Origin of the sequence: Pseudomonas sp. R2-60-08W, assembly GCF_003852335.1 — a bacterium.
Lineage (GTDB): Bacteria > Pseudomonadota > Gammaproteobacteria > Pseudomonadales > Pseudomonadaceae > Aquipseudomonas.
This window is the reverse complement of record NZ_CP027731.1, coordinates 2,607,688-2,623,519: the sequence shown is the minus strand read 5'-3', so window position 1 is coordinate 2,623,519 and position 15,832 is coordinate 2,607,688. Positions and strand designations below refer to the sequence as shown.

Sequence of the window (15,832 nt, the reverse complement as noted above, 5' to 3'; positions counted from 1 at the left end):
GGCTTGCCCCCTGCTGCATCCAGACTGGCGACGGCTCAATTCTTGTAGTCGGTATCGCTACGCTCCAACTTCCGGATCAACGCATTCCAATGCCGCGCCACCCCCGGCCCTTCCCCACTGCTGAAGACCTTGGCCTGCTGCTCGACCCGGTCCACCACCTCCGCGGGTGGAAAAATCAACTGCGCATTCCCGCCTGCCTGCGCCGCAATCTGGATGTTGCAGGCGCGCTCCAACCCCTGCAACTGCTGGAATGCATGCTCCACGCTGATGCCTGCGGTCAACAGCCCATGGTTGCGCAGGATCATCACGCTCTTGTCGCCCAGGTCCGCCACCAGCCGCTCGCGTTCGTCCAGGTCCAGGGCCACGCCTTCGTAGCCGTGATAGGCCACGCGTCCGGAAAACGCGATGGAATGCTGGGAGATCGGTAACAGCCCGTCCTTCTGCGCGGACACCGCAATACCGTCGCGGGTATGGGTGTGCAGCACCGCCTGCAGGTCGTGGCGCGCGCCATGGATGGCACTGTGGATCACGTAGCCGGCGTAGTTGATGCCAAGGCCGGTGGGGTCATCGACCAGGGTGCCGTCGAGGTCGACCTTGACCAGGTTGGAGGCACTGATTTCATCGAACAGCAGGCCGAACGCATTGATCAGGAAATGTTCCTCGGGGCCCGGTACACGGGCGGAGAAATGCGTGTAGATATGGTCGGTCCAGTTGTACAAGGCCGCCAGTCGATAGGCGGCGGCCAGTTTGACGCGCACCTCCCATTCCTCTGGCGTGACGCGTTGGCGGACGGTACTGGAAACGCTCGATAGCGAGGTGACGCTGCTCATGGCAAAACTTCCTGGATGGCCTTAAGGACTTCCCGGCCAGCCTAGGCGATGCGCAAAAATAATAAAAAGCACATTTTAATCTAAGCTAATTATTATTAATTTTTATAAAATTCTCGGCAACTACACATAACAAATGTGGGAGGGGGCTTGCTCCCGATAGCGGTAGATCAGTCAAATCATCTTTAACTGAAATTCCGCCATCGGGAGCAAGCCCCCTCCCACACGGATTCAGGCAGCGTTGCGGATCTTGTGCAGGGAATCGGCCACCCATTGGCCAAACGCATCCACCGGCCCTTGCAGGTTGCCAAGAAAGTGCGGATAGATCAGCCATAAATCCATCACCGGTTTGAAGTCCTTCAGCGGCATCACTGCCAGTTGCTCGCGATGGGCACTGCGCGCAAGCAACGGGCGCGGCACCAGGCCCAGGCCCAGCCCATCCGCCACCAGCCCCAATTGCAACTCGGTGCCGAAGGTTTCCAGGTTGACCCGCAAGGCCAGGCCCTGGTCCGACAGGGTACGTTGCAGACCGGCGCGGAAGCCGCAGCCGTCCGGGTTGAGGATCCAACCGTGCTGGTACACGTCGGCCAGCTTGCACGGTTTTTTCGGCAGTTGCGCCGTGGCGCACACCACCACCAGGTCCATCTTGCCGATCGACTCACCAACGATGTTGTCCGGAAAAATCTTGCCCGCCGGGAATAACGCCACCGCCGCATCCAGCTCGCCGCGCTCGATCTTGCCGACCAACTGGCTGCCCCAGCCGGTCGCCACCTGGGCGCGCAGGTCGGCGTACTCGCTGCGCAGGTGCTTGAGCGCATCGAGCAGCACCACGTCGCCGATGGTCTGCGGCACCCCCAGGCGCAGCACGCCGCTGGGCGGTGCGTCGGTGGCGACCAGCTCGCGCAGCGCGTCCATCTCGCGCAGGATCGAGCGGCATTGCTCATACACCCGGGTGCCGATCCGCGTTGGCTTGAGTGGTTTGGTGTTGCGGTCGAACAGCTCAACCCCCAGCGCCTGCTCGAAATTCTGCACGCGACGGGTGATGGCCGGCTGGGTCAACTGCAACGACTCGGCGGCATGGCTGATGGACTGGCAACGAATCACTTCGACAAAGGCATCGATATCGTCAATTTTCATTTGGGCCGCACATAGAGAACAGTCGTTAAGATGTGCGCCAAGCATAGTTGGCGCCACCCGGTCTGAATAGCCCGTGCTGTGATCAATAACGTCTAACGCTATACAGGACGATTCTAAATTACTTACAGCTATAAGCTAATCATTAAAAAATAGCATATTAACAACAAACATTATGCTTAGATAAGCCCATCAACTACCGCGAATGGAATGTTCATGAGCCAGGCCCGACACCCCGAGAGATTACGCGCCTTCATCGGCGCCTTGGCTGAGCTGATCGACGGCAACCCGCGCGAGGGCGACCTGCTGCACCGTGGCGGCAAGCTGCTGGCGCAACTGGTCAGCCATGATGACTGGCTCCCGGACGAATTCGCCCAACCCGACCCCGAGCGCTACCAGCAATTTCTGCTGCATGCCGATTCGCGCCAGCGTTTCAGCATCGTCAGCTTTGTGTGGGGGCCGGGTCAACGCACGCCGATTCATGATCATCGGGTGTGGGGGCTGATCGGCATGTTGCGCGGTGCGGAATTTTCCCAGGGTTTTGCCCGGGCGCCTGGTGGCGCCCTGGTTGCCGAAGGCACGCCGGTGCAACTGCTGCCGGGCCAGGTCGAAGCGGTGTCGCCCAAGATCGGTGATATCCATCAGGTGAGCAATGCCCACGACGACCAGGTGTCCATCAGCATTCATGTGTACGGCGCCAACATCGGCGCGGTGCGTCGGGCGGTGTATCAACCCGACGGCAGCGAGAAGCTGTTTATCTCCGGTTATTCCAACGCCTACCTCCCGAATATCTGGGACCTGTCCAAAGAAAAGAGCCCTGCCCTATGAGCACCGTATCGACCCGCAGCTACGCCCAGATTCGCCAGGCCCTGTTGGACCATGAGGAAGTCGCCCTGGTAGACGTGCGCGAGGAAGCGCCGTTCGCCGAAGGCCACCCGCTGTTTGCCGCAAACATTGCCCTGTCCAAGCTGGAACTGGAGGTGTATGCGCGCATTCCACGCCGCGATACCCAGGTCACGCTGTATGACAACGGTGAAGGCCTGGCCGAGCGCGCCGCCGAACGCCTGGTTGCGCTGGGTTACACCCAGGTCAGCCTGCTGGAAGGTGGGCTTGAGGGTTGGCGCCAGGCCGGTGGCGAGCTGTTTATCGACGTCAACGTACCGAGCAAGGCCTTTGGCGAACTGGTGGAAAGCCAGCGCCACACGCCGTCCCTGGCGGCCGAGGAAGTCCAGGCGCTGCTCGACAGCCAGGCCGATGTGGTGGTGCTCGACGCCCGGCGTTTCGATGAATACCAAACCATGAGCATTCCCACCGGCATCAGCGTGCCCGGTGCCGAACTGGTGCTGCGCGCCCGTGAACTGGCCCCGGACCCGGCGACGCGCATTATCGTCAACTGCGCCGGGCGTACCCGCAGCATTATCGGCACCCAGTCATTGATCAACGCCGGCGTGGCCAACCCGGTGTCGGCGCTGCGCAACGGCACCATCGGCTGGACCCTGGCCGGGCAGACACTCGCCCATGGTCAAGCACGCCGCTTCGCGCCCACCAGCGAGGAACATCGCCAGATCGCCGCCCAAGCTGCCCGCGGCGTGGCTGACAGGGCCCGCGTCGGCCGTGCCACCCTCGATGATCTGCAACGCTGGCAGCAGGACGCGACACGCACCACCTACCTGTTCGATGTACGCACCCCGGAAGAATTCGAGGCCGGCCACCTGCCCGGCGCCCGCTCCACGCCGGGCGGGCAACTGGTGCAGGAAACCGACCATGTCGCCAGCGTGCGTGGTGCGCGCCTGGTGCTGGTGGACGATGACGGCGTGCGTGCCAATATGTCGGCCTCCTGGCTCGCCCAGCTGGGTTGGGACGTCTATGTGCTTGACGAGGTGCACGCCGCGCATTTCAGCGAACACGGCGCCTGGGTCGCGCCGGTGCCCGCGCCACCCCAGGCCGAACTGATCAGCGCGCACACCCTCGCCGACTGGCTCGAACATGGCGACACGCTGGTGCTGGACTTCACCGCCAGCGCCAATTACGTGAAGCGCCATATCCCCGGTGCCTGGTGGGCGGTGCGTGCGCAACTGCCCGAGGCGCTGGCAAAGGTGCCCCGCGCGCAGCGCTACGTATTGACCTGCGGCAGCAGCCAGTTGGCGCGCCTGGCGGTGCCCGAGGTTGAAGCCCTGACCGGCAAACAAGTGTTCCTGCTGGAGGGCGGCACCGCCACTTGGATCGCCGCGCAACTGCCGCTGGAGGAAGGCGAAACGCACCTGGCGTCACCGCGTATCGACCGCTACCGCCGCCCCTATGAAGGCACCGATAACCCACGGGAAGCCATGCAGGCCTACCTGGATTGGGAATTCGGCCTGGTCGAGCAACTGGCCCGCGACGGCACCCACGGCTTCTACGTGATCTGATCCACCGCAGCACCGTTCCCGGATATCCGACCCCTTCTCCAGGCGGAGGTACCTTCCTTTACCCAACGCCTGGAGTTTGTCCCATGCTGTTCACTACTCGCCTCACACGCCTGCTGCTGGGCAGCGCCCTGGCGCTCGGCCTGCTTGCCAATGCCCACGCCGCCGACCTGCAACCCTTGCGCGTGGCCAACCAGAAGTCGACGATCAAGGCGCTGCTGGAAGCCTCCGGCGAAACTAAAAACGTGCCCTACGAGATCAAGTGGTCGGAATTCCCCTCGGCCTCGCCCCTGGGCGAAGCGCTGAATGCCGGTGCGGTGGATGTCGGCGCCCTGGGCGATGCGCCCTATGTGTTCGCCCTCGGCGCCGGTGCGTCGCTCAAAGTGATCAGCATCATCCACGCCGAAGGGCGTAATACCACCGCGTTGCTGGTGCCCCAGGATTCGCCGATCAAGACCGCAACCGACCTCAAGGGCAAGAAAATCGTCACCGGGCGCGGCTCCATCGGCCATTACCTGGCGATCAAGGCCCTGGCCAGCGCCGGCCTGACGTCAAAGGATGTGCAGTTCATTTTCCTGCTGCCCGCCGAATCCCGCCTGGTGCTGGATAACGGCACCGCCGATGCCTGGGCGACCTGGGACCCGTACACCACCGTGGTCACCTCACAAAGCAACGCCCGGGTGCTGGTCAGCGGCAGGAACCTGCTGAGCAACCACCTGTACTTCGCCGCCACCGCCCAGGCCATTGCCGACAAGCGCGTGCAACTGGATGACTTTGTCGCCCGCGTCGACCGGGCCTACGCCTGGGCCAACAAGCACCCCGACGAATACGCCGCCGCCCAGGCCAAAATCACCGGCCTGCCGTTGGCGGTGCACATTGAAGTGGCCAAGGACACCCACCTGTCCCCGGTGCAGATTGACGACGCGGTGATCAGCGGCCTGCAAGCCACCGCCGACACCTACCAGAAGGAAGGCCTGTTGAGCCGGCACATCGACGTGTCGCAAGGCTTCGACAAGAGCTTCAACGCCCAGCGTGCCCCCAATTCCCAAGCATCGCGCTAAGGAGCAGAACATGAGCAAGCCACGTCAATTGAAACTCGGGGCCATGGTCCACGGTGTCGGCCACGGTTGGGGCGAATGGCGCCACCCGCAGGCGCAACCCAACGCCAGCACGAATTTCGGCTTTTACAAACAGCAGACCGAACTGGCCGAAGCCGCCCGGTTCGACTTCGTGTTCATCGCCGACAGCCTGCATATCCACGCCAAATCCAGCCCGCACTACCTCAACCGGTTTGAACCGCTGACCATCCTGTCGGCCCTGGCCGCGCTGACCACGCACATCGGCCTGGTTGCCACCGTGACCGTCAGCTACACCGAGCCCTACCAGGTGGCGCGCCAGTTTGCCTCGCTGGACCATATCAGCGGTGGCCGCGCCGGTTGGAACGTGGTCACTTCGTGGCTGAGCGGCACCGCCGATAACTTCGGCAAAGCCGAACACCCGCCTCACGTCGTGCGCTACCGCATCGCCAAGGAACACCTGAATGTAGTCAAGGGCCTGTGGGACTCTTGGGAAGACGACGCCTTTGCCTATAACAAGCACAGCGGCGAATTCTTCACCCCGCACAAGTTGCATGCGCTTAACCACCAGGGCGAATTTTTCTCGGTCAAGGGCCCGCTGAACATTGCGCGTTCGCGCCAGGGCCAGCCGGTGATTTTCCAGGCCGGTACCTCGGAAGACGGGCGCAACTTCGCCGCGCAGAATGCCGATGCGATCTTTGTGCATGTGGAGACTGTCGACGAGGGCAAAGCCTATACCGCCGACTTGAAACGCCGGGCCAAGGGCTTCGGGCGTGACCCCGACAGCCTGTCGATTCTGCCGGGTATCCGGCCGATTGTCGGGCGCGATGCCGCCGAAGTGGAAAGCCGTTACCAGCAGGCGGTGGAACTGGTCACCGTCGAAGATGCCATCGTCGCCCTCGGCCGCCCGTTCAACGACCATGACTTCAGCCAATACCCGCTCGACGCACCGTTTCCGGAACTCGGCGATCTGGGCGCCAACAGCCAGAAAGGCGGCTCCGAACGCATCAAGCAATTGGCCAGGGACGAAGGCCTGACCCTGCGCGAAGTGGCGCTGCGATTCTCGCGGCCCAAGCGCGACTTCGTCGGCACGCCGCAGCAGGTCGCCGATGCGATCCAGCACTGGTTCGAAGAGGGAGCCAGCGATGGCTTCATCATCAACTCGGTGCTGCCCGATGGCTTGCAGTACTTCACTGAACTGGTGGTGCCGGTGCTGCAGCAGCGAGGGTTGTTTCGTACCGAGTACAGCGGGCACACGTTGCGCGACAACCTCGGCCTGAAGGTGCCGGCCAACCGCTACAGCGTGGTTGAAGCCCCCGAAAAAGCCCTGGCCTGACACCATCCCCTGTGGGAGGGGGCTTGCTCCCGATGGCAATCTGTCAGGCGGTACATCCACTGGCTGAACCACCGCTATCGGGAGCAAGCCCCCTCCCACATTTGACCGAGTACATATTCATGACTCAATCATCTTTACGCGCTGTGGAGGCCGTCGATTTCGACGCCATACTTGAGCGCCTCAGCGCCGAGCTGGCCAGCACTGCCCACCTTTATGATGAAAGCGGCGCCTTCCCCCACGATAATTTCAAGCGGCTGCATGAGCACGGTCTGATCGCCCTCACCGTGCCCAGCGCCCTCGGCGGCGGCGGTGCCGGCCTGCCCCTGGCGCGCAAGGCCATCAGCGCGATTGCCAAGGGCGAGCCCTCCACCGCGCTGATCCTGGTGATGCAATACCTGCAGCACAGCCGCTTGCAGGACAGCAAGACCTGGCCCCGGCACTTGCGTGTGCGCGTCGGCGAAGACGCGGTGCGCCATGGCGCGCTGATCAATGCCCTGCGCGTCGAGCCCGACCTCGGCACGCCGGCCCGTGGCGGCTTGCCGGCGACCACCGCCGTACGCAGCGCCGACGGCTGGCGCATCAGCGGGCGCAAAATCTACTCCACCGGCAGCCATGGCCTGAGCTGGTTCAGCGTGTGGGCGCGCAGCGACGATGCCGACCCGCTGGTAGGCGCCTGGCTGGTGCCCAAGGACAGCCCCGGGGTGAGCATCATCGACACCTGGGATCACCTGGGCATGCGCGCCACCTGCAGCCATGAAGTGGTGCTCGACAACGTGCTGGTGCCGCTGGACCACGCCGTCAGCGTCAGCCCGCGCAGCGCGCCGCAGCCGGAGCTGGATGGCGAGGGCTTGCTGTGGATGTCGGTGCTGCTGTCATCGGTGTACGACGCCGTGGCCCAGGCCGCGAGGGACTGGCTGGTGAACTGGCTCGAAGAACGCCAGCCGTCGAATCTCGGCGCAGCGCTGTCCACCTTGCCGCGTTTCCAGGAGACCGTCGGCCATATCGATACCCTGTTGTTTGCCAACCGCAGCCTGCTCGATGCCGCCGCCGACGGCCACACGCCGGCCGCCAACGCGGCGCAATTGAAGTACCTGGTGACCGGCAACGCCATTCGCGCGGTCGAGTTGGCCATCGAAGCCTCGGGCAACCCCGGCCTGTCACGGCACAGCCCACTGCAACGGCACTACCGCGATGTGCTGTGCAGTCGCGTCCACACCCCGCAGAACGACGCCGTGCTGCAAGGCGTCGGTAAAGCGGTGTTCGCCCAACGCCAGAAGGAACGCACATGAGTCAGCTGATTATTGCCAGCCAGTTGGACGAGGACTACAACGACGTAATCCGCGCACGTCTGGCCACGCGGCACCCCCACGCCCAGGTGATCGGCGTGCCCGCCGGCGTGCCGAGCGACCTGCCGCTCCAGGCGAATATCCTGTTGCTGCGCCCTATCAATGTGCGCGGCTACACTGCACCGGACACGCCACCACCGGGCTGGCCGTACGGCGCTCGATGGGTGCACCTGGTGTCATCGGGCATCGACTTCTACCCGCATTGGCTGTTCAACGGCCCTCCCGTCACCACCTCACGGGGCAGCGCCGCCGACAACCTCGCCGAGTTCGCCCTGGCGGCGATCTTTGCCGCGTCCAAGCATTTGCCGGACATTTGGGTGAAAGACGCGCAATGGCAATTCACCGCCCTGCGCCCACTCAAGGGCACCACCCTGGGCATCCTCGGCTTCGGCGCGATTGGTCAAAGCCTGGCGCAGAAAGCCCTGGCCCTGGGCATCAATGTCGTCGCGTTGCGGCAGAGCCTGACACCGTTTGGCGTGGGTGTAGAAGCCGCCAAGGACATCCACGACCTGTTCGCCCGTGCCGACCACCTGGTGGTGGCAGCACCGCTGACCGAGGCCACGCGGCACATCATCAACCGTGACGTGCTGGGCAGCGCCAAACCGGGGCTGCACCTGATCAATATCGCGCGCGGTGGGTTGCTGGATCAAAAAGCATTGTTGGAAGCGCTGGATAACGGCCAGATCGGCCTGGCGTCACTGGACGTGACCGAGCCGGAGCCGTTGCCGGATGGGCATCCGTTGTACAGCCATCCGAGGGTACGGTTGTCGCCGCATACGTCGGCGATTTCGACCAATAGCCGCAATGAGATTGCCGATACGTTTCTGGCCAATCTGGAGCGCTATGTTTCGGGCATCGAATTGGCAAATCTCGCTAACGCCTGACGCCGTTTAAATGTGGGAGGGGGCTTGCTCCCGATAGCGGTGGGTCAGTCATTGATATAGAGACTGACACACCGCCATCGGGAGCAAGCCCCCTCCCACATTGGTTCGGTGTCAGCCATTATTTGATGCGGTAGTGGAAGGTGTTGCGCACCGCCGGCACGGCGACTGGCTGGCCGTCGACGACCCTGGGCTGATAGCGAAAGGTATTCGCCGCCGCCAGTGAAGGCCGGATAAACAACGGGTGACAGCCGTCCAGCACCTTGGGATTTTCCACGCGGCCCTGGGTATTGACGGTGTATTCCACAGAACAGTCGCCTTCAATATTTTTGTCCAGTGCGCGCTCCGGGTAGTCCGGCGCTTCCTTGCTCAAGGGCTGATATTGGCGGCTGTCGAACGCTGGCGTGGGTGCCGGTACGGCAACTTGGGCTTTCTCGGACGCTACACGCTCTTGGTTCAGGCGTTGCTGTTCCATCTCCCGATTGCGTTGCTCGGTGGCCAGGCGCTGCTGTTGCCGCTCGATTTTCTGCGCTTCGACCCGTTTGCGCGCCAGAGCGGCCTTCTCGATTTTCTGCGCCTGGATCTGCGGGTCAACCGTCGGTTTGGCCGGTACCGGTACCGGGACCGCAACCGGCTCAGGCAATGCGAGCGCTACAGGCTCAGGCGCCGGCGCCGGCATCATCACCAGTTGCGTATGCATCACCCGAGGCGCGTCCACCTGCGGTGTCTGCGGCGACCAGCCCAGCATCAGTGCCGCCACTACCGCCACATGCAACGCCACGGCGAGGCTTGCCGCCAGGCTGATGCGCCACATCCCGTCGCTGTGTGGCGCCCGCGCCTGTGTCGGGCTGTGCATGATCATCGCCGTCATTGCGGGGCCTCGGTCACCAGCCCCAGGTTGCTGACACCGCCCTTCTGCAACACCGCCATGGCCGCCACCACACGGCCGTACCCGGCGTTGTCGTCCGCGCGGATATACACCTGGGTGTCGCTGCGCGCCGCCACCACCTGCATGACCTTGGCGCCCATTTCTTCCAGGCTCACGGCGCTGTCGGTCTGGTTGCGGGTGTCGAGCTCGCCGCCCAGGTTCCAGTAGTAACCGCCGTCCGCCTGCACCGACAGCGTGAGGATCTGCTGGCGGGTGTCGGTGGCCAGCGCCTCGGCGGCGACCTTGGGCAACTCGATCTTCACACCCTGGGTCAGCATGGGCGCGGTGACCATGAAGATCACCAGCAGCACCAGCATCACGTCGATGTAAGGCACCACGTTCATCTCGGCCTTGGGCCCGTGCTTGCGTTGCGGCCTGGTCAACATCGGTTCGCTCCTTGTTCAGGCGGCCACGGCCAAGTTGATCGGGGAACCGCGCAGGGCGCGGTGCAGGCGCACTTGCAGTTCGTTGCCGAAGGCGTAGTAACGGGTGAGCAGGCTCTGGCTGCGCGCGGCAAAGCGGTTATAGGCGATCACGGCCGGGATCGCCGCGAACAGGCCGATGGCCGTGGCAATCAAGGCTTCGGCGATGCCCGGCGCCACCGTCGACAGCGTGGCCTGTTGCACCTGGGACAAACCGAGGAACGAATTCATGATGCCCCACACCGTGCCGAACAGGCCGATGTAGGGGCTGACCGAGCCCACTGTCGCGAGAAACTGCAGGCCCTTTTCCAGCTCCAGCTCCTGCTCGGTGATCGCCACCTGCAAGGCGCGCTCCACGCCTTCGAGCACTGCGGGATCGTGGTGGTGCAGGTGCTGGTATTCCTGCAGGCCGGCGATAAAAATCGGCGCCACACCGCCCTCACCCGCCTGCACAGCGTCGCGATACAGCGGTTGCAGATCCGATGCGGCGCGAAAGCGCACCACGAAGGCGTGCAACTGCCGCTCCAGGCGCCGCAGCACACTGCCGCGCCGGATGATCAGGTACCAACTGATCACCGATGCCAACAGCAAGGTGATCATCACCGCCTTGACCAATAGGCTGGCGTCGCTGATCAAGCTCCAGATCGTCATATGTTCCATCGTCGCGTGCATGGTGAAGCTCCTATTCGATTAAAAGTGCATGACTGGGTGATGACAGCTCAGGGCAATTGCAAGGCGCGGGTCACCTCGGCCCAGGGCACGAACTTGAAGTTCTGGGCTTGCTCGGGCATGCGCTTGCGCCCGTCCTGCACCACCAGCATGCCTTCGCTCCAAGGCCCTCCCAGGTTGACGGCGGTGGCCTCGAGGCCGTCGGTTTCCGAGGCGCCATCGATGCCGGCGGCGGCGTTCAAACCGACGCGAAACGCCCCTCGCACGGCGAACGGCGGTTCGGCGTCGAGCACCAGGTAGCTGTCATTGCCCTGGCTGGAGACCACCAGGTAATCCCGCGCGGGGCTCTGATACAGCGCCAGGCCCTCGACGTCCGCATGCAGCTGCGCACCCACCTTGATCACGCTGGTCAAGGTGGCCGGCTGGTCGGCACGCGCATCCACCGCCCACACGCCGACGTCTTCTTCCCCGAGAAACAAGCGCTGGCGTTGGTCATCGGCCACGCAGCCTTCCGGCTGGCTGTCGACCTTGAACTGGCGCACCAACTCGCCTTGCACACGCCCGGCCGGCGCACTCAGGCGGTATTGCAGGAAGGTGCCGTCCTTGCCATTGGCAATCGCATAGAGCTCGCCGCTGGCGGGCTGGAACAGGCAGATGCCGTAGATTTCCTTGAGCGGCGTCGGCACTTCGCCGGCTGCCTGCAGCTCGCCACTTTCACGGTCGATGCTGAACAGGCTCAGGCTGTTGCGATCGCGATTGCTGGCGACGGCGAGGTCGACGGTCTGTGCGCCAAGCTTGAAGTTGGGGCGCACGTCGACGTTGTTCAGGCGCCCCACGGCCAGTTCCTGCAACAGCTTGCCGTTGAGGTCGTAGGCCAGCAGGCCCTGTTTTTTGTTGGTGCCCAGCACACGGCTTTTCGCGGGGGTGTGCGGGTGAATCCAGATCGCCGGATCATCCGCCGCATCGCCCTGGCGGCTCACCGGTTCGGTCTGGCGCAACGCGCCGACCTGCGGCAGCACCGGGGCAGCCGGCACCGGCGTGGCCTGCCAGTCGAGGCGGCCCTGATAGAGCTGGCCGCTGTCATCATCGCGCACCAGCAACTGCCGGCCGTGGATAGCCAGTTGCTCCGGTTCCTTGAGGCCCGGCAAGCTCAAGCTCGACTGCTCGACCCAACGTTCGCCGGTTTGCTGGAACAGATGCAATTGCGCGGTTTTCGGGTCCAGGGCCACCATTCCACCCGGCACCAGCGCCATGGCGCCGGCTTCGCGCCTGGGGTCATCGAACAGCGCCACGGGCGTGCGTTTCACCGCGGCTTCCGGGTGCGCCGGGTAGGCCCACCAGCCGATATTGGCCTCGTTCACCACCAGGCGCGCGGCCGCATCGTCCACCTGGCAGAACTGCGCCGATGGCGGCAGCGGCAGCCCGCGTACACGCTGCGCCTGGGCCAGCAGCGTCGCGGCGTTGCCCACCAACCATTGCTCGCCCTTGCCCTCCTCGCCCACCAGGAACACAAACAGGTTGGCAGCCGAATCGCGGTACAGGCACAGGCCATTCACTGGGTAATCGCGGGTCGGCAGGTACAAAGGTTTGCCCCAGGTTTTGCCGGCGTTGTCCAGGCTGATCAGCAAGGCCTGCTGGCGATCGTTGTCGAGGCTGGCGACCAGCGTTTGAGTGCCGACGGTGCGCGTGTCGAGGCTGCTGAAATGACCCTTGAATCGGGCCAGCTGGACGCCGTGTTCGTCAAGCAGCAACAGGCCATCGCGGGCACTGGCGGCGAGGCGTTGGGTGCCGTTGGGCAGGAAGGCGACAGCCTCAGCAGTCAACCCCGGCGCCCAGGGAGACAGGGCCAAGTCAACTGCTAACACCTGGCCTGACAGCGCCATCAACAGCAACAGCTTGCAAATTCTCATGGACAAACAAATCCTTTAAATACGATGGAGATCCAATGTGGGAGGGGGCTTGCTCCCGATGACGGTGTGTCAGTTGATGCAGCTTTGACTGACCCGCTGCTATCGGGAGCAAGCCCCCTCCCACATTGGGAATGGGTTGAATTCAAAAATGGGTGAAGGTCAGGCCCAGCTTGTAAGTAGGCCCGTACTCCTCGTACTGGCCGTTGTAGCTGCGGTGGCCGGTGTAGACGAAGTACGACTCATCCGTGAGGTTCTGCGCCTCAAAGCTGACTTGCAGGTTTTTGCTCAGCGAATAGCGCGCGCTGAAATCGACGAAGGTCTGCGCATCCACATGCAGGTCGTGGGCCTTGTCGTTGATCGACGCCAGCTCGTACAGGTAGGCCGACTTGTAGTTGGCCGAAACGCGCAGGCTGAGCCTGTCGTCCTCCCAGCCCAGCATCAGGTTGCCGACGGTGTCCGACTGGTTGGGCAGGCTGATGTTGCGCTTGCGGTTACCGCCACTGGCGCTGTCGAAGCCCTCGATATCCGCGCTGGAGCGGCTGAAGGTGCTGTTGGCGCCGATCAGCAGGCCGTTCCACGGCGCGGGCAGCCAGTCGAATTTTTGCGAGTACGCCAGTTCCAGGCCATACAGCTTGGCGCTGTCGCCGTTGGCGAAGGTGTGCGCCTCGGCAAAGTTGGCCCAGGCACCAGTGCCGGCGACGTCGGTGTTGTAGACGAAGTTCTGGATGTCCTTGTAGAACACGAACGCCGACACGGTACCGGCGCGGCCCATGAAGTGTTCGATGCCCAGGTCCAGGTTGCTCGATTCCAGGGGCTTGAGGTCCGGGTTGCCGAAGGTGGCCTCGTCATCGTCGATCACGAAACCGGGGGCCAGTTGGCCAAAGGTCGGGCGCACCACGGATTTGGTCCAGGCAGCGCGCACCTGGGTGTTCTTGTCGATCTGGTAGCGCGCATGCAGGCCCGGCAGCCAGTGGTGATAACGGCGTTTGGTCTCGGTGGCGCTGAACTGGCCGTCCGTGGCGCCGGTGCCCTTGGCGTCGAATTCGGTGCCCTCGTAGCGCATCCCGGCGATGAAGCGCCAGTCGTCGATATCGACGGTGTTCATCAGGTAGCCGGCGTTGATGTCTTCGTGGATGGTGAAGTCGTTGACCCGGGATTCGGTGGGGTCGTAGAAATCATCGCGGTTGAGGCCGCCGATCAGTTGGCGGATGTTACCCGCGCTGATGCCCGGCCCGAAACGGCCAAGGCGGTAGTCGACATTGCCCTTCTGGAATTGGCTGAGGTTGAGCTGTTCGTCAGTCAAGCCCTGTTCATCCAGATCCTTGTAGACCCAGGCCTCCAGGTCGTTGTCCTTGTGGCGCCGACTGACCTTGCCGCCGAACTTGAACTGGGAGGCGTAGCCACTCAGGTCATAGTCGCGGGCCAGGTCCAGGCGCAGGTTTTTCTCGGTGTCCTGGGTGTGCTGTTTTTCCCAGTCGACCTTGTCGAGGGTGAAATTGCCGGGGTCGTAGAAGCCGCTGCCAATGATCGGGCGTGGCTTGGCCGTGTCGTAGAAACCGCTGTCGGCAAAGTCACCGCCGTCGAAGGTGGCCCCGGCGATATGCGCCGGGCTGTCTTCACTGGAGCGGCTGTAGCCGGCCTGGCCGCTCAAGGTCCAGAGGCCAAGCATACGTTCGCCGCCGAACACGTAGGACTGGATTTGCTGGGTTTCTTCGCGGCTCTTCAGCTTGCGCTTGCCCTCGGCCTCGCCCAGTTCGCCCGGCGCCTGGGGGTCTGCGAATTCGAGGCTGGCGGCGTTGCGGGTTTCGGTGTCCTTGTAGCGACTATAAAGGGTGCGCAGGTAGTAGCTGCTCAGGTCATCGGGCTTGTAGTCGAAGTTCAGCCCGCCACCGGCGCGTTCGCGGCGGATGTCATAGTCGCGCTGTTCGAACTCGTTGAGCCTGGCGCCGTTGCTGAAATCCCAGGCGCCGCCGGTCTCGACGTTGTCCGAGCCGAAATCACGCTGCTGCCAACTGAGGGCCGCGGCCACGCCGAAGTTGTCGACACCGTCGCCGAGGCTGAAGCGGTTGCTGGCGGCGCCGGAGAATTTCGGGCTGGTCTGGGCGGTGTTCTTGTCATAGCTGGCCTCGGTGCTGCCGGTATAGAACAGGCCCTTGTGGTCGAACGCCGACAGGCTCTTCACGTCGACGGTGCCGCCGAGGGAGTTGGCGTCCATGTCCGGCGTGAGGGTCTTGATCACCGACAGCGACTGCACCAGTTCCGAGGGCAGTACGTCGAGGGCCACGGCGCGGCGCTCGCTCTCGGGCGACGGCACCAGGGTGCCGTTGATGGTCACGCTGTTGAGGTCCGGGCCCAGGCCGCGCACGCTGACGAACCGGCCTTCGCCCTGGTCGCGCTCCACACTGACTCCCGGCAGCCGCTGCACCGCTTCGGCGACGTTCTCGTCCGGCAACTGCGCCACACCGTCGGCATGCACCACGCTCTTGATGCTGTCGGAGCTGCGCTGTTCCTTGAGGGCGCTGCCGATGGCGGCGGCTTGGCCGACCACCTCGACATGCTCGGTCTCGGCAGCATTGAGCCGCTCGCAGGTGATCGCCAGGGCCAAGGCGGTAAGCGTAAAGCTGACGAGCCCGGTGCGCTTGTACATGAAACCCTCCCCAAGAATCCGTTGGCGCCAGGCAAGGGGCCCGGCAACTGGAAGGGCAAGCTAGGGGTGGGGGATGACGGTTCTGTGACAGGGGCAATGGCGAACCCCTTAAACCGGGGGTTTGCGCAGGTTTTCGGCCTGAAATGAGCTGATATGACCTGTGAAGATCCCCTGTGGGAGGGGGCTTGCCCCCGATAGCGGTGTGTCAGCCCCAATAGCTGTGACTGATGCACCGCTATCGGGAGCAAGCC

Annotated in this window: 13 protein-coding genes; 6 read left to right on the top strand and 7 right to left on the bottom strand. The window is 63.7% G+C overall.

What is annotated here, in order from left to right; genetic code table 11:
• Nucleotides 1-35: 35 nt before the first annotated feature.
• Together C4J90_RS11925 and C4J90_RS11920 are read right to left on the bottom strand one after the other, a co-directional pair.
• On the bottom strand, nucleotides 36-830 hold the full coding sequence (locus tag C4J90_RS11925) for a class II aldolase/adducin family protein (RefSeq protein ID WP_124419859.1): 795 nt from the start codon (nucleotides 828-830) through the stop codon (nucleotides 36-38).
• 228 nt (nucleotides 831-1,058) lie between these two features.
• On the bottom strand, nucleotides 1,059-1,964 hold the full coding sequence (locus tag C4J90_RS11920; RefSeq protein ID WP_124362582.1) for a LysR family transcriptional regulator: 906 nt from the start codon (nucleotides 1,962-1,964) through the stop codon (nucleotides 1,059-1,061).
• 213 nt (nucleotides 1,965-2,177) lie between these two features.
• Here C4J90_RS11920 and C4J90_RS11915 point away from each other — a divergent pair, with 213 nt between their 5' ends.
• From C4J90_RS11915 to C4J90_RS11890, 6 genes are all read left to right on the top strand, one after another.
• Entirely contained in the window at nucleotides 2,178-2,789 is a 612-nt protein-coding gene (locus C4J90_RS11915) for a cysteine dioxygenase (protein ID WP_124419858.1), read from the top strand.
• Nucleotides 2,786-4,369, top strand: a complete 1,584-nt coding sequence (locus C4J90_RS11910) for a rhodanese homology domain-containing protein (RefSeq protein ID WP_124419857.1) — start codon at nucleotides 2,786-2,788, stop codon at nucleotides 4,367-4,369. The genes C4J90_RS11915 and C4J90_RS11910 overlap by 4 nt, the downstream gene beginning before the upstream one ends.
• Before the next feature lie 83 nt (nucleotides 4,370-4,452).
• Complete coding sequence (locus C4J90_RS11905) at nucleotides 4,453-5,427, top strand: ABC transporter substrate-binding protein (RefSeq protein WP_124414530.1); 975 nt, start codon at nucleotides 4,453-4,455, stop codon at nucleotides 5,425-5,427.
• Between the two features lie 10 nt (nucleotides 5,428-5,437).
• Complete coding sequence (locus C4J90_RS11900) at nucleotides 5,438-6,778, top strand: LLM class flavin-dependent oxidoreductase (protein ID WP_124419856.1); 1,341 nt, start codon at nucleotides 5,438-5,440, stop codon at nucleotides 6,776-6,778.
• Nucleotides 6,779-6,897: 119 nt separating this feature from the next.
• Nucleotides 6,898-8,067: an acyl-CoA dehydrogenase family protein gene (locus C4J90_RS11895; protein ID WP_124419855.1), complete on the top strand. Its 1,170-nt coding sequence runs from the start codon at nucleotides 6,898-6,900 to the stop codon at nucleotides 8,065-8,067.
• On the top strand, nucleotides 8,064-9,008 hold the full coding sequence (locus tag C4J90_RS11890) for a D-isomer specific 2-hydroxyacid dehydrogenase family protein (protein ID WP_124419854.1): 945 nt from the start codon (nucleotides 8,064-8,066) through the stop codon (nucleotides 9,006-9,008). The genes C4J90_RS11895 and C4J90_RS11890 overlap by 4 nt, the downstream gene beginning before the upstream one ends.
• Nucleotides 9,009-9,126: 118 nt before the next feature.
• On the opposite strand, the gene C4J90_RS11885 is transcribed toward C4J90_RS11890, so the two are convergent.
• The 5 genes from C4J90_RS11885 to C4J90_RS11865 all read right to left on the bottom strand — a co-directional run bounded on the left by C4J90_RS11885 (nucleotide 9,127) and on the right by C4J90_RS11865 (nucleotide 15,581).
• Complete coding sequence (locus C4J90_RS11885; protein ID WP_124419853.1) at nucleotides 9,127-9,876, bottom strand: energy transducer TonB; 750 nt, start codon at nucleotides 9,874-9,876, stop codon at nucleotides 9,127-9,129.
• On the bottom strand, nucleotides 9,873-10,319 hold the full coding sequence (gene tolR / locus C4J90_RS11880; protein ID WP_124362574.1) for a protein TolR: 447 nt from the start codon (nucleotides 10,317-10,319) through the stop codon (nucleotides 9,873-9,875). The genes C4J90_RS11885 and tolR overlap by 4 nt, the downstream gene beginning before the upstream one ends.
• 15 nt (nucleotides 10,320-10,334) lie before the next feature.
• Nucleotides 10,335-11,027, bottom strand: coding sequence for a protein TolQ (tolQ, locus tag C4J90_RS11875; protein WP_124419852.1), 693 nt, complete (start codon nucleotides 11,025-11,027; stop codon nucleotides 10,335-10,337).
• Between the two features lie 47 nt (nucleotides 11,028-11,074).
• On the bottom strand, nucleotides 11,075-12,934 hold the full coding sequence (locus C4J90_RS11870) for a phytase (protein WP_124419851.1): 1,860 nt from the start codon (nucleotides 12,932-12,934) through the stop codon (nucleotides 11,075-11,077).
• A 142-nt stretch (nucleotides 12,935-13,076) separates the two neighbouring features.
• Nucleotides 13,077-15,581 carry a TonB-dependent receptor gene (locus C4J90_RS11865; RefSeq protein ID WP_124419850.1) on the bottom strand — a complete coding sequence of 835 codons (2,505 nt, stop codon included), beginning with the start codon at nucleotides 15,579-15,581 and terminating at the stop codon, nucleotides 13,077-13,079.
• Between the last annotated feature and the right edge of the window lie 251 nt (nucleotides 15,582-15,832).